Below are 22,730 nucleotides of genomic sequence, written 5' to 3'. Positions count from 1 at the left end.
GCCCACGGCCAGGCACGGGCCACCTCACCCCACCCGGATGACCACCTTCCCGAAGTGCGCTCCGCTCTTGAGGTACTCGAACGCGGCGCGCGCCTCGGTGAAGGGGAACACCCGGTCCACCACGGGCCGCACGCCGTGCAGCGTGAGCGCGCGGTTGAGCGCCTCGAAGCCCTGGCGGTGCCCCACGAGGATGCCCTGCACGCGCAGGTTCTGCATCAGGATGGGCGTGAGCGGCACGTTGCCCGCGCCACCGCTGAGCACGCCGATGACGGACACCGTGCCCCCCACGCGAACCGCGCGCAGTGACTTCTCGAACGTCCCCGCCCCGCCCACCTCCACGACGTGGTCCACGCCGACGCCGCCCGTCAGCGCACGCGCCGCCTTGTCCCAGTCCGGCGTCGTCGCGTAGTTGATGAGCTCGTTCGCGCCCAGCGCCCGCGCCTTCTCCAGCTTGTCGTCCCGGCTGGACGTCACGATGACGCGCGCCCCCAGCAGCCGCGCCAGCTGCAGCGCGAAGATGGAGACGCCCCCCGTGCCCTGCACCAGCACGGTGTCTCCCGCCTTGAGCGCGCCATAGGTGACGAGCGCGCTCCACGCGGTGAGCGCCGCGCACGGCAGCGTCGCGGCCTCCTCGTCGGACAGGTGCGCGGGCGTGGGAATCACCCCGTCCTCGTGCAGCACCATGCACTCCGCCAGCGCGCCGTCGAGCGGCCCACCCAGCGTGCTCGTCTGCGCGGCCCGCGTCGGCTCTCCCGCCATCCACATCTGCGAGAACAGCCCCATCACCCTGTCGCCTGGCTTCACGCGCGTGACACCCGGCCCCACCGCGTCCACCACGCCCGCCCCGTCCGAGTTGGGGATGAGCGGCAGCTTCTGCCGCGGGTTGTAGCGCCCCTCCACCATCATCAAGTCGCGCTGGTTGAGGCTCGTGGCCTTCACCCGCACCCGCACCTGGAAGGGGCCGGGCGTGGGCTCCGTCCGCTCGGTGAGCACCAGCTTGTCCAGCCCGAAGCCGTCGCGAATCTCGTAGGCCTTCATGTGTGGCGTTCTACCCCGCCCACCAGGGCAGGAGTCGCGGTTTCCACCCCGCACCGCCTACACTCTGTCGCCAACAGTGCACGCGCTCCTGCTCCTCACCTGCTCGCTGCTGGCCACCGCGCCCATGCCCCGCTTCCCGCAGGGCACGGCGCGCATGGACGTGGGCTCCGCGCCGCATGGCCTTCCCGACTGGGGCGTCCAGCGCTGCGCCGGGTGCCACCCCGCGCAGGTGGACTCGTGGCGCCACAGCGGCCACGCCACCGCGCGCACGGACGACGTCTTCCAGGTGGCCCTCACCGAGGACCGGCCCGGCTGGTGCGTCCAGTGCCACGCGCCCCTCGCGCGAAACCTCGAACGAGGCCCCCTGCCCGCGGGCAGCCCACCCGAGGAGCACGGCGTCACCTGCGCCGGCTGTCACGCCCCGCTCGCGGAGGCGAAGGCCACGCCCGGCATGCCCTGCGCGGGCTGCCACCAGTTCGGCTTCCCCGTGCTGGACGGCGCGGGCCAGCGCGTGCGGCTCTCCTCCACCGGATGGCAGCAGGACACAGTGGGCGAGTGGACGCGCTGGCGACAGCAGTCCGGAGACACCCGCCACTGCACCGCCTGCCACATGCGAGGCGGAGACCATGGCCTGGGAGGCACCCGCCGCACCGAGTCCCTCAAGGCCGCCCTCGTCGTCGAGCCCGCTCCCGGACAGCTCCGCGTCTCCACGCGCGACGTGGGCCACGCCTTCCCCACCGGAGACGTCATGCGCTGGGTGAGCGTGGAGGTGGCGGACGAGCCCCTCTTCGAGGCCCCGCGCACGGTGGCCACCTTCGGCCGCCGCCTGGAGGTCCGCGCCTGGCCGCCCGAGCCGCTGCCGCACCTGGGCGCGGTGGAGGACACGCGCCTCGTGCCCGGAGAGGTGCGCCGCGTGGCCCTGCCTCCGGGCGCGCGCTACGCCCGCATCGTCTACCACCTCGTGTCCCGGGAGCAGGAGGACTCGGGGCTCTATCCCGCGGGGCTGTCCCGGCTGGTGCTGTGGGCCGCCGCCCTTCCCTCCCGTCCGCCGTCCAAGGAGCGCAAGCCATGATTCTCCTCTCCCTCCTCCTCGCCGCCACGCCGCCGGTCATGCTCGAGCCCGACGCGGGCGGAGCGCACCGGCTGCACCCCCGCCGCGTGACGGCGTCCTCCTTCCTGGAGAACGGCTGGAACAAGCACGCGCAGAACTACCTGCCCCTCTACGTCGCGGACGATGACCCCACCACCGCATGGGTGGAGGGCGCGAAGGGCCGCGGCGAGGGCGAGGCGCTGGAGTGGTGGGGCCCCGCGCTGACGAAGGCGAAGTCCTTCCGCGTCTTCCTGCGCAACGGCTTCCAGAAGTCCGACAAGCTCTTCCGCGCCAACGCGCGCCCGCGCAAGGTGAAGCTGGAGCCGCTGGTGCAGGGCGAGACGGGCGCGCAGGTGACGGGCACCGCGCTGGAGGTGGAGCTGAAGGACGTCCAGGGCTGGCAGGAGGTCCGCCTGCCCGTGCCCGCGAAGGTGCAGGGCGTGCGGCTCACCCTCGCCTCCACGTACCCGGGCACCGCCTACGACGACACCTGCCTCAGTGACTTGCGCGTCTACGTGGAGGGCGAGGACCCGTACAAGCCCGAGGCGGAGGCCGCCGCCTACGAGCAGGTGCGCTCCTTCGCCTACGAGCGCAAGCAGGCCGCCGAGCGCAACGACACCCAGGCGAAGCTGGCCTGGGCGCCGCGCTACAAGGCGCAGACGCTGCTGTCGCTGAAGCGCACCGGGCATCCGGGGCAGGACGCCGGCAAGGCCGCGGCCGGAATCCTCGCCGCCGTCCCGGAGAAGGAGGGCTACCGTGACGCGCTCGTCCGCGCGCGCGAGGTGGCCGCGCTGTTCGACCGGGCGGACCTGGAGAACGAGGGCGACACCTCGGAGGCCCGGACGAAGTGGACGCGGGTGAAGCCCGCCCAGCTCCGCCCCCAGAAGGCCGCGGCGCGGGCGGCGCTGTCCGCCATGGAGGATGACGGGCTGGTGCGCATCGCCGGGCTGCTGCACCTGGCGGACGCCTCCTTCTTCGAGGCCGACGCCACCCAGTCGCAGATGCGCGCCAACATCGAGAAGACGAAGAAGAAGGAGGCCCGGGCGCTGAAGGTCTGCGTGAGCCAGTGCGAGCAGCACCGCAAGACGGAGGCGAAGCCCGCGGACAGCTACGACTGTGACTGCGAATGGGAATGCATGGGCTGCAACGACGCGCCCCTGAGCGACAAGGCGACGCAGCTCCAGCACCAGCTCTCCGGCGGAGAGTTCGCCATCGGCCCCCTCGCGCGCCCCACGGCCTTCCTCCGGGGAACCACGGAGGAGTCCGGCAGCCGCGAGTCCTGGCTCACCTTCCGGCAGACGCTCGTCAGCTACGCGGGCGACAGGGCCTCGGTGGTGCTGGTCCGCGCGCACGCGGAGGAGCACCTGGAGGTGGGCGAGCCCCTGCGCATCCACGTCCTGGAGTGGAGCGACGAGGCGGACGGCAGGTCGCGCCTGGCCTCCATCACCACGTTCATCGTCAACGACCTCTCCGTGCGCGTGGTGCGCTACCGGCCCGCCACCAGCGCGTGACGCAGGCGCTCCACCGCCTGCCGCACGGTGAGGATGGCGAAGGGCAGTCCCGCGCGGCCGGCCATGGACAGCACCCGCTTGTCCTTGCTCACCAGCCACGCGGCCCCGGCCCGGGCGGCCAGGAGGAGGAACTTCTGGTCGTCCCTGTCCCGGCACCGGGGAAGCTCCGGCACGGGTACGTCCTCGGAAGAGACGACGCGCACCAGCGTCCGGTACCGCTCCGATGTTGCCTGCCGCGCCGCCGCGTCCCAGCCGGGGCGGAAGTGGCGCGAGGCGAGCACGTACCCCAGCTCCGCCAGCGTGTCCGCGTCCGCCCACGCCACCAGCGTGCCTGCGTCCAGGGCCTCGGCCAGGGGGCGCGCGTGCGGGTCCGCGAAGGCGAACAGGTCCAGCACCACGTTGGTGTCGAGCACCACCGGCAGGGGAGGAGGCATTGCGCTATGCTCGCCCGGAAGCTCATGAGGGTGGGATGGAATTACAGCTCCTGAAGTGTCCTGGCTGCGGCGCGAAGCTGCCGATTCCCTCCGCGCCCAACGGCATCCTCGTCTGCGAGTACTGCGGCGCCATGGTGTCCGCCTCGGGAGCAGCGGTGTGGCCCATGCCCGCGCGCCCCGCGGATGACCCGCCCTTCGCTCCGGACCGGCCGCGCGTCACCGTCGCGGGCACGCGCTACGTGCTGCTCGGGCGCCTGGGCCGCGGGGACAGCAGCGACGTGTTCCTCGCGCGGCGGGACGCGCGCATCACCGAGCTGGTGGTGCTCAAGGTGGTCCGGGCCCTGTCGGACGCGGACCTCCTCACGCGCGAGTACGAGATTCTGGAGGCGCTCCAGCGCAGCGAGGCCCAGGGCGCCGAGCACTTCTCGCGACTCCTCCCCCGGCCGGTGGCCCGGGGGCCGGTGAAGGACCCCGAGGGCACCCCGCGCGCGGCGGCGGTGTACCGGTGGCACAGCGGCTTCCAGCACGCCTTCACCGAGATACGTGAGGAGTACTCCAGCGGCGTGGACCCGCGCGCGGCGGTGTGGATGTGGAAGCGCCTGCTGGAGCTGCTCGGCTTCGTGCACCGCGCCGGCTACGCGCATGGCGCCGTCCTCCCCCCACACCTGCTGGTGCACCCGAGAGACCACGGCCTCATGCTCGTGGGCTGGGCCAGCGCCGTGCGCTACACCACGCGCCAGAAGCTGCCCGCCTTCAGCGCCGCGCACCGCGACTTCTACCCTCAGGCGCTCCTGCGCGGAGAGACACCGGACCCCACCACGGACCTGGTGATGAGCGCCCGCTGCATCGCGTGGCTGCTGGGAGGCGACCCCGTGTCGGGCGCCATGCCCGGAGGCGTGCCTCCCGCGCTGGCGGACCTGCTGCGCAGGCAGTGCGACGAGAAGCCCGCCGAGGCGGCCGATGCGTGGCGGCTCAAGGAGCTCGTGGACCAGGCGGCGCGCGAGTCCTTCGGCCCGCCGAAGTTCATCCACTTCACCATGCCAGGGTGGCGCTGATGGGATACGGCGGCTACAGCTACGAAGCCCACGAGACGATGACCCGCGTGCGGGCGGTGCTGCCGCGCCAGGAGGTCTTCAAGCAGCGCCGCTGCCATCCGCTGATGGAGCCGCACGGCGTGAAGTGGCGCGAGAGCCGGGACAGCGACGCGCACCCGAAGTCGCTGGGCATCGTCTTCTCACTGGACGTCACCGGCTCCATGGGTGACATCCCCGACCTGCTCGCGCGCCAGCGGCTGCCGGCCTTCATGAAGGCGCTGCTGGATGCGGGCATCGCCGATCCACAAGTCTTGTTCATGGCGGTGGGTGACGCGAACGACGACCGCGCGCCGCTCCAGGTGGGCCAGTTCGAGTCCTCCGAGCGGCAGATGGACCAGTGGCTCACTTGGAGCTTCCTGGAGGGCGGAGGCGGGCCGGCGGGCATGGAGTCGTATGAGCTGGCCATGTTCTTTGCCGCCCGCCACACGGACCTGGACTGCTGGCGCAAGCGGCAGCACCGCGGCTACTTCTTCATGACGGGTGACGAGCGGCCCTACGGCTACGTCTCGCGCCGCCAGGTGAAGCAGCTCATCGGCGACTCACTGGAGCAGGACCTGCCGGTGAAGCACGTGGTGGACGAGCTGCAGCGCACCTACGAGCCGTTCTTCCTCATCCCCGACATCGCCCGTGCCCGGAACTGCGAGCGGGATTGGCGGGAGCTGCTCGGCGACCGCGTCATCTGCATGGAGGACCCCACCGACACCGTGGAAGTCGCGGCGGGGCTGGTGGGGCTGTGCGAGGGGGCCTTCTCGGACCTGGACGCGCTCGCCCGGCATCTGAAGACCCAGGACATGACGCGGCAGCGGCTGGGCGCGGTCATCCGCGCGCTCACGCCCTTCGCGGCGACGCTCGGCCGGGACGGCATCCCCCGGCCCCGCCTGGAGGATGACTACCTCCCCACGAACGACGGGGAGTCCGGCCACCGGCGCATCGGCTGAAGCGGCGGCGGCCACGGAACGGGCGTCGAATCGGGTTCCGAGGCAATGACGGAACGATGACGAACTCATGGACACGGGTCCACCCTCCGGTCAGGGCGGCTGCGTACCGTGGCTCTCGGTTGTTCGCACCCGTCGTTTCCCCAGTGGGCCACGCCCTGGCCCAACGCGCGAGGAGGCGCGTCTCGTTCCAGCCATGACCTTCAAACTCACGGAGCTGTGGGGCCACATGGGCCCCTTCGCGCAGTTCATCATCATCGTGATGGCAGTCATGTCGGTCGTCTCCCTGGTCATCCTCGCCGAGCGCGCGCTCGTCTTCCGCACGTCCCGCCGCAACTCACGCCGGTTCGCCGCGGAGATGGGCCCGCTGCTCGCCAGGGGCGACTTCGAGGCCGTGGCCCGGGCGAAGACGGGCGGAGACATGGGCTACCTCGGCCGGACCATCCGCGCGGGGCTGGCCGCCTACAACGTCTCCACCACGGACTCGGACAGCCGTGACGAGGCCATGGAGTCGGTGGCGCGCAGCCTGGAGCGCCAGGCCCAGCGCGAGGTGCAGAGCCTCAAGCGCGGCCTGGGCCTGCTGGCCACCGTGGCGTCCACCGCCCCCTTCGTGGGCCTGCTCGGCACCACCATGGGCATCGTCACCGCGTTCGAGCAGATGGGCGCGTCGAACGCGGGAGGCATCGGGACCATCTCCACGGGCATCTCCGAGGCGCTCGTCACCACGGCCTTCGGCCTGCTCGTCGCCATCCCCGCGGTGATGGCCTACAACTCCCTGCAGGGCTGGGTGGATGCCCGCGCGGTGGACGTCTCCGAGGCCAGCAACGAGTTCCTCGACGCCGCCGCCCGCGCCCTCAAGCGCGCCCGCGCCGCCGCCGCCGCCGCGAGGTGAGCGCCTCCCCTGCTCCCGTGACCTTGCACGGGCGCGGGGAAAGAGAGAAGACTCGCCCGGACCTCACCTGGGAGCGTTCGTGAAGGATGAAGTGCCGAACCGGGAGCTTGCTCGTCCGCGAGGCGTGGGGGCCGTGACGGTGCTCGGTATCGTGAGCAAGGGGCTCCTGCTGAGCGGTGCCTCCTTCGGAGCCGCGGGCCTGCTCACGACGCCCTGGCTCTACATCCCGGCGGGGGTGCTCGCGGTCGCCTCCGGTGTCGTCTACATCGTGCGAGAAGCGCTCGCCGACCACTCGGGTCGAGCGCTCCCCACGCACGCGCCCCGCATCGGCCTGGGCGCGGAGGTGCACGCCACCGCCGTCGTCGAGCCGGGAGCGGTCATCGAGATGGGGACGACGATTGGCCCCGGCGCGAAGGTGCAGTCGGGCGCCGTCGTCCGCATGGGCGCCACCGTGGAGAGCGGGGCCACGGTGGAGAGCGGTGCGGTGATTGGCTGGGGCGCCACGGTGAAGCAGGGCGCCACCGTCCAGCACGGGGCCAGCGTCGGCGCGGGAGCCACCGTGGGGCGCAACGCCGTGCTGCGGGCGGGAGGACACCTCGGGGCAGGCGGGACGCTGGGTGGCGACGTGACGGCCCATGTACCGGCTCGCCCCGCCCTCGCCGCGGCTCCCGAGCCGGCCCCCGTCGTCGAGGACTCGCGCGCCCGGGAGCTCGAGGCGCTCTGTGACAAGCTCGAAGCCGAGCTGCGCCATGGCTCTCCGGCGCTCCGCGCCTTCCTGGGCACGGACGCGGGCTCCGTCGCGACGCTGCGGACCGGGGTGCGAGACCTGCTGGCGCGCGAGCGGGGCCTCCGGCGGGAGGTCGCCCCCGAGCTGCTGGCCCGGCTGGAGCGCGAGCGCACCGCGCTCCAGGCGCGGATTGCGGCCGCCACCGATGAGCAGGTGCGCGCGACGCTCGAGGGCGCCGTCGCCGCCATCGACGAGCAGCTCGCCCAGCGCCAGCGGCTCGGACGCAACGCGGACCGGCTCGACGCGGAGCTGACCCGGCTGAAGTGGAGCATGGACTCGGTGCTGGCCCAGCTCGTCCAGGTCAAGAGCGTCGGGAGCACCGCCCCCTCACCCGACCTCGAGCGGGGCCTGGGGCGGGTGCGCGAGGAGCTCAACGCGGTGACCGAGGCCCTGGAGCACATGGACAGCGAGGAACGTGCCTCGCTCCGGCCCATCCAGGACCTCCAGGAGACGACCCCGGCCCCGCCCAGGGGCCGGGTGAGGAGCTGAAAGGCATTCCAGGGAACCGCGCGGCGCCATCCAAAGACGCCACGCGAGGCCTTCCAGCCGGCGTGTCCGTCAGGGGGTGTAATAGAAGGCGGAGCCCCAGAGGAAGCCGCTCTTGCCACTCGGCGGAGAGCCCAGGTAGCAGTTGGCGCCGTCGAACCAGCCCTGCTCGCAGACGTTGTTCGGGCCGCGCGTCATGTAATAGTGGTTGGCGTGCATGAACGGCGAGCCGTCAGTCGCCGGGACGGCGTGGACGTAGCAGTTGGCGCCATCATAGACGGCATCGATCGTGGAGCCATTCCAGGTGGCATCGAGCGGGCACGCATCGCCCGGCACGGTGACCACGAAGCTGGAGCCGCACACGACCTGGCCCAGGGTGTTGATGACCTGCATCGTCACGGTCGACTGCCGCCCCGGGAGCGCGCCGGGGGCCATGATGAAGCTCAGGTAGAGCGTGGTCGCCGAGCCGATGAAGCCCTTCTGACCCGTGCTGGTGTTGGTGAAGCCAGGGGCGGCGCTGAACGCCAGGTTGATGAGGCCGGCGCTGCCCGAGAACGACGCGGTGATGTAGTACGTCCCGTATGCCAGCCCCGAGACATTGATGGTGTCCGCGTACGAGGTGTTGGGCGCAACGGACGTATTGGTCGGCCAGCTCAGACACTGGGCGTCCGCGCGACCGGGCGCGGCGACAACGAGCGCCAGTGCCACGGCCATCACGAACAGCCAGCTGCGGGACGCGCTGGAACGACAGGCTGACAGCGGGTTCTCGACGTGCATGTTACCCCCTTCGGCGAAAGCTTCGCATTGCAGGAATTGAAACACTGACAGCATTAACACTATCAACAACTCACGTCGAGACATGAATTGTAGCGTCTGATGTTACAGGTCTGGCATCCGCGTCCGAAACAAACACCGCCGTAACATCCGGCGTTACAACCGGGACACTGATGTCGCTGTGAAGCACCCATCCTGTTAGACTTGCTCCACCCCGGACACGAGTGCCTCCGGGAGCAAACCCGGGAGGGGCGTCATGACGTGTCTATTGAAACGAGGCACCTGGTCGGTCGGTCTGCTCATGGCGGTCCTCGCGCTGCCAGCGGCGGCCGTGGCCGCGCCTTGCACCGCCGCGCAGTGGAACGCCATCCTCGCCCCGGCCACCGAGACCAGCGTCGAGGCGGTCGTCGACTGCGACCTCACGCTGACCCCGCTGTCCGCGGCAGCCATCACCCGGCGCCTCGTCTTCCTGGGCGCGCCGAGCACGGGACGCACGCTCGACTGCGGGGGAGGTGTCATCGAGAACGCACCGCTCTCCACGATAGAGGTCCGCTCCCGCGAGGTGGGGCCGTCCAGCATCGCCGGGGTGTCCACGTGGGAGCGCGTCAGCAACGTCACCATTCGCAACTGCGAGCTTGTCGGCTCCGTGCGCATCATGGGGATGGCCTCCAACGGCGAGGGCGCGCAGCTCCGCGCCTCGTCACGCGTGTCGGGCCACGTCTCGCGCGCCCGCGCCGCCGCGCCCAGCGGCATCACCCTCGACGGGGTGACCATCAGGGGCATCGGGCGGATTCCGCTCTACATCGCGCCCGGCGTGCAGGGCACGACCCTCATCCGCTCGCACATCACCGGCACCTCGAGCAGCGTCGCCGTGTACCTGGACGCGGAGTCGACCCGCACGACCCTCCGGGACAACGAGATCGACACCAACACCACCGGCCGGGAGCTCGTTGCAATCGACGCGTCCTCCCACAACCGCATCATCAGCAATCGCTTCTCATCGCTGGAGGACGGTGGAATCTATCTCTATCGCAACTGCGGCGAGGGAGGGACGATTCGAATCACCACGCCGAGCTCGAACGAGATCATCAACAACGTCTTCTACTACGCCACGTACAGCGGCTCGAATCCGGCGGTCTTCCTCGGGGCGCGCAACGGCAACCGGAACTACTGCGGGCTCGATGCCGGCTTCGGGTACGGCAGCAGCGTGGATGACCGTGACTTCGCGACCGAGAACGTCGTGATGCAGAACCAGCTCTACGTGCGGTCGGTCGCCGACATGATTCAGACGCGCTGGCCGGATCCGAACTCGCCGAACTACGTCGGCCACAACACCACGGTCACCAGCGCCGTGTCCCGGCTGGCGGGCTGCTACGTTCCAGAGGCGTACACGACTGACTTCATCAGCCATGGCCGCGGCGTCGACGTGTTCCGCGACGGCGCCGGCGCTCCGTACTGCGGGGGCATCCAGCTGACCTGCAACGACGGGGACCTCCAGTATGCCTGGGACACGAGCTGTCGCATCGACGAGCTCCCCTTCGGCTGCGCCATCTCCGGCAGCGACGAGGGCTGCAGCGGGGTCGTCTTCTGCCCCAGCTTTGGCCAGCTCATCGGCGCGCGCGCGGCGTGCAACCTCGAATACGGAAGCATCAGCGACGCCCAGCTCGCCTCGGTACCCCCTGACATGCTCAGCGTCGTCCGCGCTTCCGATGTGCCCGCCGAAGGCAGCTGCTGGCTGGGGCGCAATACCCTGAGCGTGGGGAACCTCGGGATTGCGCGCACCCTGCGCATCAGCTCGGAGGGCTACGGCTGCCGGGAGCACGACGGCAACGGTGGCGAGTGTCACATCCGTGGGGCCGCCTGGTGCTACTACCCCTGAGCCCCTGGCGGAGGTTGTAAGGTCGAGCATCGTGAAGGCTCCTCACGGATGAGCACCTCGCGCACAGCCTGGCTCGTCGTCGACCTCGGCTTCGGTGACGCCGGCAAGGGCACGCTCACCGACTGGCTGGTGCGCCGCCATGGCGCGGGGCTCGTGGTGCGCTTCAACGGCGGCGCCCAGGCCGGGCACAACGTCGTCACCGACGACGGGCGCCACCACACCTTCGCCCAGTTCGGCGCCGGCACCTTCGTCCCGGGCGTGCGCACGCACCTGGCGCGCTCCACCATCCTCCACCCGCTGGCCATGCTGGTGGAGGCCCGCTACCTGGCGGAGCGCGGCGTGCCGGACGCGCTGGAGCGGACCACGCTGAGCGAGGGCGCGCGAATCATCACGCCCTTCCACCAGGCCGCGAACCGGCTGCGCGAGCTGGCGCGAGGCGCGGGACGCCACGGCACCTGCGGCGTCGGCGTGGGAGAGACGGTGCGCGATGCCCTCGCCTCCCCGGGGGATGCGCTCCATGGCGGGGACCTCGCCCAGCCCGCCGTGCTCGTGCGCAAGGCCCGCGCCGCGCAGGAGCGCCTGCGCGCCGAGCTGTCCGAGGTGCTGCGCGTCACGCGAGGACTGCCCCAGGCCACCTCCGAAATCACGCTGCTGGAGCACCCGAACGTGGCCGCCAACTGGGCGGACGCAGTGGAGGCCCTGCGCCCGCGCGAGCGCGTGGTGGGCGACGACTGGCTGGCCTCACGCCTCCGCGGCGGTGGCACCGTCTTCGAGGGCGCCCAGGGCGTGCTGCTGGACGAGTGGCGTGGCTTCCATCCCCACACCACCTGGAGCACCTGCACCTTCGACCTCGCCCTGGAGCTGCTGCGCGAGGCCGGCTTCGACGGCGAGGTGCACCGGCTCGGCGTGCTGCGCACCTACGCCACCCGCCACGGCGAGGGCCCCTTCCCCACCGACGAGCCCGCGCTCGCGCCGCGCGTCCCCGAGCCCCACAACGGCGCCGGAGGCTGGCAAGGCGGCTTCCGCGTGGGCGCCTTCGACGCGGTGCTCGCCCGCTACGCCCTGGCCGCCGTCGGAGGTGTGGACGCGCTGGCCCTCACGCACCTGGACCGCCTTGCTCGCCACTGGCCCGTGTGTACGACGTACCGCGCGCCCCCGGGGTACGACGACGTGCTCGTCCGGGACACCGTGGACGCCTCGCGGGTGACGGCGCTGCGCCTGGGCCCCCACCGCGACCTCGCCCACCAGGAGCGCCTCACCCACGCGCTGGCCACGTGCGAGCGCGTCCGGGAGGAGTTGGACCTGGGCGAACAGCCCGACGGGCGCACGGACCGCTTCGTGGCCTGGGTGGAGTCCACGCTGGGAATCCGGGTGGCGGTGACCTCCCACGGCCCCGCGGCGAGGGACAAGCGGGAGCGGGGGCTGACGCCGCGTGTACGTCCGGGCTAGCCTCTGGCCCGTCATTCAGAGGGGGTTTCCGCCACATGGGGTACGGCAGCTACAGCTACGAAGCGCACGAGGCGATGACGCGGGCCCGCAAGGACCTGCCGCAGCAGGAGGTCTTCCAGCAGAAGGCCTGTCATCCGAAGATGGACCCATACGGCGTGAAGCTCCGCGAGAGCCGTGACAGCGCCGAGCACCCGAACTCGCTCGCCGTCATCATGGCGCTCGACGTGACGGGCTCCATGGGCAACATCCCCGAAATCCTCGCGCGGCAGACGTTCCCCTCCTTCATGAAGGACCTGATGGCGGCGGGCATCCCCGACCCGCAGGTTCTCTTCATGGCCGTGGGCGACGCCTACATGGACCGCGCGGCCCTCCAGGTGGGCCAGTTCGAGTCCTCCGAGCAGCAGCTGGACCAGTGGCTCACCTGGATGTTCCTGGAGCGCGGCGGCGGCTCCAACCCCGGCGAGACGTACGAGCTGGGCATGTACTTCGCCGCCGAGCACACCGCGATGGACTGCTACGAGAAGCGCGGGAAGAAGGGCTACTACTTCACGACGGGCGACGAGCCCGGCTTCCCCCACGTGGCCAAGGAGCACGTCGAAGCGCTCATCGGCACGAAGATGACCCGGGACGTGCCCATGGAGGAGGTCGTCAGCCGGCTGGACAAGACCTTCCACCCGTTCTTCCTCATCCCCGACCAGCGCCGCCGGGCCCGCTGCGAGAGCTTCTGGCGGGGCTACCTGGGCGACCGCGTCATCTGCATGGACGACCCGGCGGACACCTGCGACGTGGCCGCGGCGCTGGTGGCCCTCACCGAGGGTGCCGTCCAGAGCGTCGACGCCATCGCCGAGCGGCTGCGCGCGGCGGGTGCCCCGAAGGAGCGCGTGAAGGGCGTCGTCCACGCCATCGAGCCGTGGGCGAAGGTCCTCCAGCGGCGCGCACGGTAGGACAGATGCCCGCGAGGCCCTTTCCCACGGGGCCTCGCGCCGTGGTACCCCGGGGGCCGTGAGTCACTCCTTCGAACAGCTCGGCCTCTCGCGGGAGACGCTCGGCGCCCTGCGCCGCGCGCGCTTCACCCAGCCCACCCCCATCCAGGAGCAGGCCATTCCGCCGGCCCTCGAGGGGCGGGACGTCATCGGCTGCGCCGCCACCGGCACCGGCAAGACGGCCGCGTACGTGGTGCCCCTGGCGGAGCGCTTCGCCGGCAAGAAGGGCACGCTCGGCCTGGTGCTCGCCCCCACGCGCGAGCTGGTGCTCCAGATTGCCGAGCCCGTGCGCTTCTTCGCGGAGCCGCTCGGCCTCACCCACGCGGTGGTCATCGGCGGCGAGGACATGGGCGCCCAGGTCGAGGCCCTGAAGACGCGCCCCACCTTCGTCCTCGCCACGCCGGGGCGGCTGGTGGACCTGCTGGAGAACGACGCCGCCGACTTCCCGAACCTGGAAGCCCTGGTGCTGGACGAGGCGGACCGGATGCTGGACATGGGCTTCCTGCCCCAGCTTGAGCGCATCTTCGCCGCCATTCCCCGCCGCCGGCAGACGCTCCTCTACTCCGCGACGCTGGGCCCGGACGTGAGCCGCTTCGCCCGCGAGCGCCTCTACAAGCCCGTGCGCGTGGAGGTCACCCGCAGCGGCACCCCGGCCGAGCGCGCCGAGCAGCGGCTCTACTTCGTGAGGCCGGAGGAGAAGACGCCGCTGCTGCTCACGCTGATGGCCCGCGACGAGCAGACGACGCTCGTCTTCACCCGCGCGAAGGAGCGCGTGGAGAAGGTGCACAAGGCGCTCCAGAAGGCGGGCTACCGCGCCGCCCTGCTGCACGCGGACCGCACGCAGAACCAGCGCCGGCAGGCCATGGAGGGCTTCCGCGACGGCACCTACCGCTGCCTCGTGGCCACGGACATCGCCGCGCGCGGGCTGGACGTGGAGAACGTGGGGCACGTCATCAACTACGACCTGCCGCACGCGCCCGAGGACTACGTGCACCGCATCGGTCGCACCGCTCGCGCCTCGGCCAGCGGGGTGGCGTCCACCTTCGCCATGACACGCGAGGGACAGGTCATTTCCCGCATCGAGCACATCATGCGCTCGGAGATTCCCCGCGTCCCGGTGCCGCGCGAGGACCCCGTCTTCAAGGAGGCGTGGGAGCAGTTCCTCGCCGCGCAGAAGGACCCGGGGCCGCCGCAGCAGGACCACGGCCAGGGCAAGCGCGCACCGGACCAGGGCCCCGGGCGGCACGCGCGGACGCACAAGAAGCGAAGCCCCTGAGCGCCGCTCAGGGGGAGCCCTGCGGCTCCTTCTCCAGCTCCGCCCGGAAGAACGCGCTCCCGCGCGCCAGCTCCGCCATGTACGGCCGCACGTCCTCGCGGGCCTCGGCGGACAGCTGCGCGAAGGGAATCACGTGCTCGTCCGGCACGTAGCGGAACGTGAGGTTGATGCGGCGGGTGCGGAAGTCCGGCAGCTCCGGCGGCATGACGTGGCCGGCGCGCGTGTCCACGCGCTGCACGCGGTGGAACGTCTGCTCCTTCCAGCGCGCCCCGCCGAAGAGCTGGAGCGAGCCGTCATCCAGCCACTGCTCCAGCACCACCTCGTCGCGCTCGCCCGGGCGGGAGGAGGTGACGAACTGGATGAGGGCGCGCTCGCCGAAGGACAGCGAGGCCACCGGGCCCGGCTCGAAGTCCTTGTGCTCGCCCACGCGCGCGGTGTCCACCCAGCGCCCGTCCTCCAAGCGGCTGCCGTAGAAGTTCACCAGGCACGTGTTGAGGTGCCAGCGCGGGGGCATGTCCGGCCCGCGGAACATCCGCCGCGCCAGCTCTTCAATCTTCGTCACCTGGCGCTGGAGCACCGCCGGGAAGGGCTCCGCCTTCACGCACCGGTTCAGCACGCCCTTCGGCGGGCGGTAGTAGTCCAGGCACGCGAACTGCCAGTTGCCCAGCCAGTACACCGGCCGCAGCAGCCGCCGCTGGGACTGCCCCGCGGGCGGCGGGAAGTGCTTCGAGTAGCGCATCTCCCACAGCGGGTGGAGCGCGCCGAGCCACGCGACGGCCTCCGCGCGGTCCGCCGCCGACAGGAAGCTGGCGTTGTAGTGGTGGCCCGGGGTGCGCTGGCGGGCCTTGTGGGCCAGGGAGCGCCCCCGGCTGGGAGGAAGGGCCATGAGCGCCCCCGTGCTACAGCCGACAGGGGCCTTTGCGCAATCCGGACGGCTGGAGTGTTGGTAGGAGGCCGAGCACCGAAAGCCCCATGCCCGAAGACCGCATTCACGCGCTGTATCGCACCTACGGGCCCGCCCTGTACGCCCGGTGCCGCCAGATTCTGGGGGATGACGCCGCCGCCGCGGACGCCGCCCAGGAGACCTTCCTCCGCGTCCACCGCCACCTGGACCGGGCTCCGGATGGCACCCAGGCCCTGGCCTACATCTACCGCATCGCCACCAACTACTGCCTCAACCAGGCGAGGAACCGTCGCCGCCAGGCGCAGCCCGTGGCCGAGCTGCCCGACGTGCTGGGCGCCGACACGGAGCGGCTGCTGGAGGACCGGGACCTCGCCCGCCGCCTCATCACCACCGCCCCACCCAAGGTGGCGGAGGTCGCCTGGCTCCACCTCGCCGACGGGATGACCCAGGACGAGGTGGCGGAAGTCCTCGGCATTTCCCGTCGCACCGTCGTCAACCGGCTCGCCGACTTCCACCGGCATGCGCGCACGCTCACCGGGAGCAACCCCTCATGAACCCCGCCCCCGTCCACCTCTCCAGTCTCAAGCTCGATGCCCTCGCGCTGGACGCGCTGCCCGCCGGGGAGCGCGCCGCCGCCCGGGCCCACCTCGACACCTGCGCCACCTGCCGCGCCCGCGCGGACGAGCTGGCGGCGCTGCGGAGCCACTTCACCGTGAATGTGCTCCCCCGCACCGTGTCCGCCCTCCAGCGGCCTCCCGCGTGGCGCTCCGCCTGGCGCTGGTGGGTGCCCGCGCTGGCCGCCGCCACCGCCGTCCTGCTGGTGATGGTGCGTCCGGTGACTCCGGACGACGGCCCCGAGTTCGGCGTGAAGGGCGGCGCGGCGCTCCAGCTCTACGCCCACCGGGGCGAGCGCACCTGGAAGGTGGAGGAGGGCGAGGCGCTGGCCCCGGGGGACCAGGTGCGCTTCCGGATGGATGGCGGCGGGCTGCCGTACGCACTGGTGGTGTCGGTGGATGGCGCCGGTCAGGTGAACACGTACTACCCGTTCGGTGGACAGGCGAGCGTCCTCCTGCCCCTGAGCGACATGGCGGAGCTGCCCGGCAGCATCGTGCTGGACGAGGCGCCCGGCCCGGAGCGGCTCTTCGCCCTCTTCTCCCGTGAGCCGCTGACCTTCGACGCGGTCGCCCCGGCGCTGCGAGCGCTCGCGGAGGGCGGAGCGGCTACCATCCGCGAGCGCACCCACCTGCCCGTCCCCGCGAGTGCGCAGGCCACCTTCCTCTTCGAAAAGACCCGGCATTGATGCTCCTCGCCCGCTGCCTCCTGCTCGTCGCCGCGCTCACCGCGGCCCTGCCCGCGCACGCCAACACGCGCCGCCTCGCAGTCCTCGTGGGCCACAACATCGGCAGCGGCGAGCGCCCGCCGCTGCGCTACGCGGAGGCGGACGCCGCGAAGCTCGCGGGCGTGCTCACGGAGCTGGGGGACGTGGCGCCCTCGGACGTCCTCATGCTCCAGGGGAAGGACCTGACCACGGTGCGCGCCGCGCTGGAGCGCGTGGCCCGTCAGGTGGCCGCGCTGCGCGCCGAGCCCGGCACGCGCGTGGTGCTGCTCTTCTACTTCTCGGGCCACTCCGACGGCGTCGCGCTGGAGCTGGGCACGGAGCGCCTGCCCTACGCGGACCTGCGCCAGTGGCTGGAGGCGACGCGGGCCGACGTGCGGCTGGCCATCGTGGACAGCTGCCGCAGCGGCGCGCTGCTGCGCTTCAAGGGCGGCCGCCCCGGCCCCGGCTTCGAGCTGCGGCTGACGGACGAACTGCACAGCAGCGGCCACGCGCTGCTCACCTCCAGCGCGGAGGACGAGCTGGCGCTGGAGTCGCGCGAGGTGGGCGGCTCGCTCTTCACGCACCACCTGGTGTCCGGGCTGCGCGGCGCGGCGGACTCCTCGGGGGACGGGCTGGTGACGCTCGCCGAGGCCTATCAATACGCGTATGCCCACACCGTGTCGGCCACGGCGGACGTGCTGCTGGGCCGCCAGCACCCGGCCTATGACTACCGGCTGAGCGGCAAGGGCGAGTTCGTGCTCACCCAGCTGCCCAGCCCCGGCACGGCGCTGCAGCTGCCGCGGGACTTCGAGCGCGCGCTGCTGCTGCGCCCCGGCCGGGGACAGGTGCTGGCGGAGCTGGGCCCGGGCGCGGTGCCCCGGCTGGCGGTGCCTCCCGGCGAGTACGAGCTGCGCGCCTGGCGCGCCGGACGCCAGCACCGGGGCACCGTGCACGCCTCCAATGGACAGGTGAGGCAGGTGCGCTGGGAAGACCTCACGCCCATGTCCGCCGCCACCACGGTGTCCGGCGGTGCCAAGGGAATCACCGTGGCGGCCCCACCGGCGCCCTCGCGTGAGCCCTTTCTGCGCCTGGGCGTGAGGGGTGGCCTGCGCCAGGGGGTGGCGGACGGCGTGGGGCCGCTCCAGGCGCTGCGGATGGAGCTGACCGGGGCGGCCCTACAGGGGCCGGTGCTGTCCGCGGAGCTGGCGCGCGGGGCCCGGCCCGAGGGGCGCGAGTTCTCGGGCGCGCTGACGCTGGGCTATCGCTGGGGCGTGCGGCGGGGCGCAATGGAGGCCACAGCGGGCCTGGATGCAGGAGCGCAGTTCGTCCGCCAGTCCACGGGAGCCGGTGTCGGCTGGTTCATCGCGCCCGGCCTGGGCCCCTCGGCCACGCTGTCATGGAGGGTGGCGTCCCGGCTGGCCCTGCAGCTCGGAGGCCGCGCGCCCCTGCTCCTCGTTCATGAGGACGGGGCCGGGAAGGCGCGGCTGCTGCCCGGCGCGGACCTGGGCGTGCGTATCGACCTCTGACGGCGGGTTGCGCAGTTCCAACCGCTGCGGGGTTCTTCCGCGTGACCGAAGCAACGGAGGCTGTCGTGACGCGGAGCAGAGCGGGTGTGCTGTGGCTGGGAGCGCTGTGCCTGTGGGTGGCCTGCGGGCCGGGGGTGAGCCGGGAGCTGGAGCCCGGGGCTCCGGACGGGGGAGGCCCGGACTCTTCCGCCATCAACTCGGAGACCTCCCTCACTGGCGTCGACTCGGAGTGGGCGGACGTGGAGGCGAAGCAGATAAGAGTCCGGGTGCGGGGCACCGGGTTCACTCCCGAAAAGGCCCTGATTCTCGTCGACACGCCTGTCCCGTACACCTTCGTGAGCGACACGGAGCTGGTGGCCGCCATTCCCATGGAAGGCCGTGCATGGAGCGCGATCCCGTTCACGGTGGGAAACCCGGCCCCCGGCGGGAGGAGGGCCCCCCCGCTGTACCTGCCCTATCCCCGTCCCGAGCTCTTCAGCGTCAGCCCGGATACGGTGGTCTCCGAGCCTGACGCGCCCCTCCGCGTGACGGTGACCGGCCGCAACTTCCTGGCGGGAGGCATGCTGCGCTTCCGAGGCAAGCAGTACCCCACCACGGTGCTGGGGACCGGCTCCGCCGAGGCGGAGCTTCCCACCTCGGCCCTGTTCGCCATACCCAGGGAAGAGGGAGCCTCCCTCTCCATCAGCGCGCCCGGGCCCTTGGCGATTGAAACCCAGCCGCTCCCCCTGATGAGCGTGCGCGACCCCGAGCCCCACATCGAAGGCGTCTGGCCTCCCACCCTGAGCGCGACCGCCGCTCATGACACCGCCGACGGAGGTGTTTACTCCTCCGTCCCGCTGAGCATCCGGGGGCGGGACCTGCGCCCCTTCACCGAGGTGACCTGGAATGGAAGGCCGGTGCGCTCGGCGCACTACCAGGCGCATGACGTAATCCATCTGTCCCTGCCGCGCGAGGAGCTGTCCGCTCCGGGCGTGGCCTCCTTGAGGCTGCAGAACAGCCAGGGCCAGGTGTCGCCGCCCTTCCTCGTTCCGGTCCTCCCGGGGCCCGCGCTGCACGAGCTTTCGCCGCAGCGGGCGCAGGTGTCGGCGCTGTCCGGCGCGGGCGCTCTGGCCCTCGCTATCTACGGAGAGGGCTTCGGCCGCGACTCGGTCGTCTACTGGAATGACCGGGCGCTGGTCACGACCCACGGGGGGAACACACGGGGAGACTCCCTCCAGGCAACCGTGCCGCCCGAGGAGCTGGCGCTTCCGGGCACGCAGCTCGTGACGGTGCGCCGGGGCTCGGATGGCACCGTGTCGGAAGCGCTTCCCTTCCAGGTGGTGACCGAGACGACCGCTCCAGTGGCCCTCTCCCTCCAGCCCGCGGTGGTGACGACCGGCGTCGAAGAGCGCCTCGTGGTCTCCGGCCGAGACTTCACGAAGCGCTCCGTCGTACGGCTGGATGGCCAGGACCGCTCGACGTCTTTCGGTTCGGAGGAACTCCTCACCATCACGCTGACGGGGGCGGACCTCGCGCAGGCGGGCGTGCGGACGGTGACGGTACATACCCCCGGCCCCGGGGGCGGAACGTCACTCCCCCTGCTGCTGCGGGTGGATGCCCGCAGGCCCGTGCCCAGCCTCAAGGGCATGTCGGAGCTGTCCGTGACTGCCGGAGGCGGCGCGCGGAGCTTCGACCTGTGGGGCCATGGCATGGGGCCCTACTCCGAGGTGCGCTGGAATGGAGAGGTGATTCCCTCGAGCTGGAGCTGCTGTGACAGCGGTGGGCTGGACATCTCCGTGCCTGCAAGGCTCCTGGAAACACCAGGAGTGGCCCGGGTGAAGGTCACGAACCCCGCTCCTGGAGGAGGCACGAGCGAGGAGCTCCTCTTCGTCATCCGTGAGCCGGGCGCCTCATCCCTCAGGCTCTCCACTCTCGTCCTCGAACGCCCGGACAAGGACCTCTTTCTCGAGGTGCGGGGCAGCAGCGGCTTCACCGAGGAAACGCAGTTCCTGATGAACGGCCGGATGCTTGCCTCCACCCACACGGGTTCCATCTTTCGAGCCCTGCGCCTCTCCCCTGAGGACCTGAGCGCTCCGGGCCCGGTGGAGTTCCAGGCTGTCACGCCCGGGCAGCCGCCCAGCGCTCCGGCTTATCTGCATGTGGTGGGCCCCCGCCCCCCTCAACTTCGGGCGCTGAATCCGGCAGTGGTCTCCGTGGGGTCCTGGGACGCCGGTCAGCAGTACCCCCTGTTCGTCGAGGGCTTGGGCTTCGCCTCCTTCGACTACTCCTGGGAGGCCCATGCCCTGGTCACGACCGTCGACTGGGGCGGCGCCTCGCATCCCCTGGCCTATCACTGGGACTGGAACATCGGCTTCCATGCACAGCTCGACGGAGCAGACCTGGCCCGGCCGGGGACACTCCTCGTGAGCGTGTCCCGCGCCGCCGAAGGAGGAACGTCCTCGCTCCCGGCCATCCTCAACGTCGTGACAGAGCGGCCCGTGCCCCTCATCACCGGGGTGCAGCCCGCGACGGTGCGCGCCGGGGCTCCCGCGCTATGGCTGAGAGTCTCCGGCGCCAGCTTCCACACGGCCAGCAAGGTCTACTGGAATGACGAGCCGCTGCCCACGCGGCAGTGGCAGTCGTACTCCGAGCGGGGCCTGGAGGCACGGGTCCCCGGCACCTCCCTCACGGCCCGGGGCACCGCCTCCGTCACGGTGGTGACACCCGGGCCCGGCGGCGGGACGTCCCTGCCGCTGGCCGTGCGCGTGGAGTAGTCAGCGCGCGTGGGTGATGCCAGCGGAGGAGCCCTCGGAGGGCTCCTTCGCCACCGCCGGCACCGCGACGGCGGCCGGAGTCTCGGCGGACGCCTTCGCCACCACCGGCACCGCGGCAGCGGCAGGAGCCTCGGCGGACACCTTCGCCACCACTGGCACGGCAACGGCGGCAGGAGCCTCGGCGGACACCTTCGCCACCACCGGCACGGCAACGGCGGCAGGAGCCTCGGCGGACACCTTCGCCACCACCGGCACGGCGACATTGGCCGGAGCCGGAGCGGGCTTCGCGCACTCGGACGCCGCCGGCACCTCGGCCTTCGCGGCGACCTGCGCGAGCGCCGGGGCCTCGGGGGGCAGCCGACGCGGGGGCAACAGGAAGGGCGGCGGCACGGGGCAGTGCGTGCAGGGCCCGCGCAGCGGCACGGACAGCCGCTGCCCGGCGCGCAGGAAGTTGTTGCGCATCCGGTTGGCCTTCTTGATGGACGCCACCGTCGACCCGTAGCGCAGCGCAATCCCGCCGAGCGTGTCGCCGTTGCGGATGCGGTGCACCGTCACGTTGTGCTCGGGCTGGAGCGCGAGCAGCGGCTGCACCCGGCGGCCCAGCTCCTGGGCGCGCGCGTTGTGGAAGCGGATGTGGAAGTGGTCGCGGTGCCGGCGCGCGTGGCGGATGACGCCGGTGGGGCCGTCGTTGAACAGCGAGTCCAGCCAGGCCTTGTCCTCGCCCGCCGCCAGCGCGTGGTTGTAGATGACCTGCCGCACGCGGCGGTCCACCAGCACCATCTGCACGTCCGTCTTGGTGACGAGCGCCTTCAGGAAGGCCCAGTTGAGGGGCACGTTGATGTACCGCTCCCGCTCGCGCTCACGGATGGGCTCCGCCGTCGGGTAGTAGAAGCCGACGTCCACGTCCCGGCCGTTCTGGTGGCTCTTGTGGGGGCGCAGGTAGCCGCCCTCCTTGTTGCTCATCCCGTTGACGCGCAGGGGCGGCGCCTCCGGGAAGCGGGCCCGCACCTCGCGGATGGCCTCGGCCAGGTAGTTCACCGTCTCCTCGGTGGCCCACGCCACTTCGGGGGAGACGACAATCCAGTCCGGACCCTTCGGGAACGGCTTCGCATTCACCAGCCGGCCGCTGTGCACGAAGCCCACGGCCATGGACCCGAGCGACGCAATCTCGTCCTTCCACCGCCGCGTCAGCTCCTCCTCGGAAATCTCGGCCGTGTACAGCGGGCCCGTCGGCACCGCGTCCCCCGGCACCTCCGTCAGCTCGCCCTCGCCGACGTCGCCGCCCTCACCTTCCGCCGTGTCCTCCTCGCCCTCCAGGTCCTCCGCGCTCAGCGCGCAGCCTTCGCTGGCGTCCGGAGCGCCAGCGGCGGGTGTCGCCGCGACGGCGCCCTCCGTGACGGGAGACAGGGCCGCATCCGGCGGCCGCTCGGCGCGCGCCGCGTCCGAGACCTCGGAACGGGCAGCAGCGAGGGCCGGCGCAGTGCCAGCGGTGGGAGATACGCGCGCGGCACAGCCGGCGCAGACGAGCAGGAGCCAGATTGGGTAACGCACCGTCCCGAAGGATGACCCGGAATCCGTCCGAGCTCCAAGTACCTGCCTCG

19 protein-coding genes are annotated in these 22,730 nt (G+C 71.8%); 14 read left to right on the top strand and 5 right to left on the bottom strand.

Annotated features, from left to right (window positions below; genetic code table 11):
* Positions 1–24 precede the first annotated feature (24 nt).
* Positions 25–1,038, bottom strand: a complete 1,014-nt coding sequence (locus tag LXT23_RS40065) for a zinc-dependent alcohol dehydrogenase family protein (protein WP_253985735.1) — start codon at positions 1,036–1,038, stop codon at positions 25–27.
* A 76-nt stretch (positions 1,039–1,114) separates the two neighbouring features.
* Here LXT23_RS40065 and LXT23_RS40060 point away from each other — a divergent pair, with 76 nt between their 5' ends.
* The gene (locus tag LXT23_RS40060; protein WP_253985734.1) at positions 1,115–2,110 is read left to right on the top strand and encodes a cytochrome c family protein; all 996 of its coding nucleotides are present in this window, start codon (positions 1,115–1,117) and stop codon (positions 2,108–2,110) included.
* On the top strand, positions 2,107–3,639 hold the full coding sequence (locus tag LXT23_RS40055) for an NADase-type glycan-binding domain-containing protein (RefSeq protein ID WP_253985733.1): 1,533 nt from the start codon (positions 2,107–2,109) through the stop codon (positions 3,637–3,639). Before LXT23_RS40060 ends, LXT23_RS40055 begins: the two co-directional genes overlap by 4 nt.
* Here LXT23_RS40055 and LXT23_RS40050 read toward each other — a convergent pair.
* Positions 3,615–4,073, bottom strand: coding sequence for a putative toxin-antitoxin system toxin component, PIN family (locus LXT23_RS40050; protein WP_253985732.1), 459 nt, complete (start codon positions 4,071–4,073; stop codon positions 3,615–3,617). The genes LXT23_RS40055 and LXT23_RS40050 overlap by 25 nt on opposite strands.
* Positions 4,074–4,108: 35 nt before the next feature.
* Between LXT23_RS40050 and LXT23_RS40045 the strand changes: the two genes are divergently transcribed.
* The 4 genes from LXT23_RS40045 (at position 4,109) to LXT23_RS40030 (ending at position 8,270) form a co-directional block, all read left to right on the top strand.
* On the top strand, positions 4,109–5,128 hold the full coding sequence (locus tag LXT23_RS40045) for a protein kinase family protein (RefSeq protein WP_253985731.1): 1,020 nt from the start codon (positions 4,109–4,111) through the stop codon (positions 5,126–5,128).
* Positions 5,128–6,105: a VWA domain-containing protein gene (locus tag LXT23_RS40040; protein ID WP_253985807.1), complete on the top strand. Its 978-nt coding sequence runs from the start codon at positions 5,128–5,130 to the stop codon at positions 6,103–6,105. The genes LXT23_RS40045 and LXT23_RS40040 overlap by 1 nt, the downstream gene beginning before the upstream one ends.
* A gap of 193 nt (positions 6,106–6,298) precedes the next feature.
* Positions 6,299–6,994 carry a MotA/TolQ/ExbB proton channel family protein gene (locus tag LXT23_RS40035; RefSeq protein ID WP_253985730.1) on the top strand — a complete coding sequence of 232 codons (696 nt, stop codon included), beginning with the start codon at positions 6,299–6,301 and terminating at the stop codon, positions 6,992–6,994.
* A gap of 79 nt (positions 6,995–7,073) precedes the next feature.
* Positions 7,074–8,270, top strand: a complete 1,197-nt coding sequence (locus tag LXT23_RS40030) for a hypothetical protein (protein WP_253985729.1) — start codon at positions 7,074–7,076, stop codon at positions 8,268–8,270.
* Positions 8,271–8,339: 69 nt separating this feature from the next.
* On the opposite strand, the gene LXT23_RS40025 is transcribed toward LXT23_RS40030, so the two are convergent.
* Entirely contained in the window at positions 8,340–9,044 is a 705-nt protein-coding gene (locus LXT23_RS40025; RefSeq protein WP_253985728.1) for a hypothetical protein, read from the bottom strand.
* 253 nt (positions 9,045–9,297) lie between these two features.
* Here LXT23_RS40025 and LXT23_RS40020 point away from each other — a divergent pair, with 253 nt between their 5' ends.
* Genes LXT23_RS40020 through LXT23_RS40005 form a run of 4 tightly spaced genes read left to right on the top strand, consistent with a single transcriptional unit; the run spans position 9,298 to position 14,628 of the window.
* Positions 9,298–10,920 (top strand): right-handed parallel beta-helix repeat-containing protein, encoded by a 1,623-nt coding sequence (locus tag LXT23_RS40020; protein WP_253985727.1) that lies wholly within the window; start codon positions 9,298–9,300, stop codon positions 10,918–10,920.
* 48 nt (positions 10,921–10,968) lie between these two features.
* Positions 10,969–12,369 carry an adenylosuccinate synthetase gene (locus LXT23_RS40015; RefSeq protein WP_253985726.1) on the top strand — a complete coding sequence of 467 codons (1,401 nt, stop codon included), beginning with the start codon at positions 10,969–10,971 and terminating at the stop codon, positions 12,367–12,369.
* Between the two features lie 35 nt (positions 12,370–12,404).
* On the top strand, positions 12,405–13,313 hold the full coding sequence (locus tag LXT23_RS40010) for a VWA domain-containing protein (RefSeq protein WP_253985725.1): 909 nt from the start codon (positions 12,405–12,407) through the stop codon (positions 13,311–13,313).
* A gap of 58 nt (positions 13,314–13,371) precedes the next feature.
* Positions 13,372–14,628 carry a DEAD/DEAH box helicase gene (locus LXT23_RS40005; RefSeq protein WP_253985724.1) on the top strand — a complete coding sequence of 419 codons (1,257 nt, stop codon included), beginning with the start codon at positions 13,372–13,374 and terminating at the stop codon, positions 14,626–14,628.
* A gap of 7 nt (positions 14,629–14,635) precedes the next feature.
* Here LXT23_RS40005 and LXT23_RS40000 read toward each other — a convergent pair whose 3' ends face one another.
* On the bottom strand, positions 14,636–15,514 hold the full coding sequence (locus tag LXT23_RS40000; protein WP_253985723.1) for an alpha-ketoglutarate-dependent dioxygenase AlkB: 879 nt from the start codon (positions 15,512–15,514) through the stop codon (positions 14,636–14,638).
* Positions 15,515–15,600: 86 nt separating this feature from the next.
* Here LXT23_RS40000 and LXT23_RS39995 point away from each other — a divergent pair, with 86 nt between their 5' ends.
* From LXT23_RS39995 to LXT23_RS39980, 4 genes are all read left to right on the top strand, one after another.
* Positions 15,601–16,086, top strand: a complete 486-nt coding sequence (locus LXT23_RS39995) for an RNA polymerase sigma factor (RefSeq protein ID WP_253985722.1) — start codon at positions 15,601–15,603, stop codon at positions 16,084–16,086.
* A complete protein-coding gene (locus tag LXT23_RS39990; protein ID WP_253985721.1) occupies positions 16,083–16,832 on the top strand; it encodes a zf-HC2 domain-containing protein in 750 nt (249 codons plus the stop codon). Before LXT23_RS39995 ends, LXT23_RS39990 begins: the two co-directional genes overlap by 4 nt.
* Entirely contained in the window at positions 16,832–18,376 is a 1,545-nt protein-coding gene (locus tag LXT23_RS39985) for a caspase family protein (protein WP_253985720.1), read from the top strand. Before LXT23_RS39990 ends, LXT23_RS39985 begins: the two co-directional genes overlap by 1 nt.
* Positions 18,377–18,441: 65 nt before the next feature.
* The gene (locus LXT23_RS39980) at positions 18,442–21,129 is read left to right on the top strand and encodes a hypothetical protein (RefSeq protein WP_253985719.1); all 2,688 of its coding nucleotides are present in this window, start codon (positions 18,442–18,444) and stop codon (positions 21,127–21,129) included.
* Here LXT23_RS39980 and LXT23_RS39975 read toward each other — a convergent pair whose 3' ends face one another.
* Complete coding sequence (locus LXT23_RS39975; RefSeq protein ID WP_253985718.1) at positions 21,130–22,680, bottom strand: LysM peptidoglycan-binding domain-containing protein; 1,551 nt, start codon at positions 22,678–22,680, stop codon at positions 21,130–21,132.
* Between the last annotated feature and the right edge of the window lie 50 nt (positions 22,681–22,730).

Origin of the sequence: Pyxidicoccus xibeiensis (assembly GCF_024198175.1) — a bacterium.
Taxonomy (GTDB): domain Bacteria; phylum Myxococcota; class Myxococcia; order Myxococcales; family Myxococcaceae; genus Myxococcus; species Myxococcus xibeiensis.
This window is presented reverse-complemented; position numbering and strand designations above follow the sequence as displayed.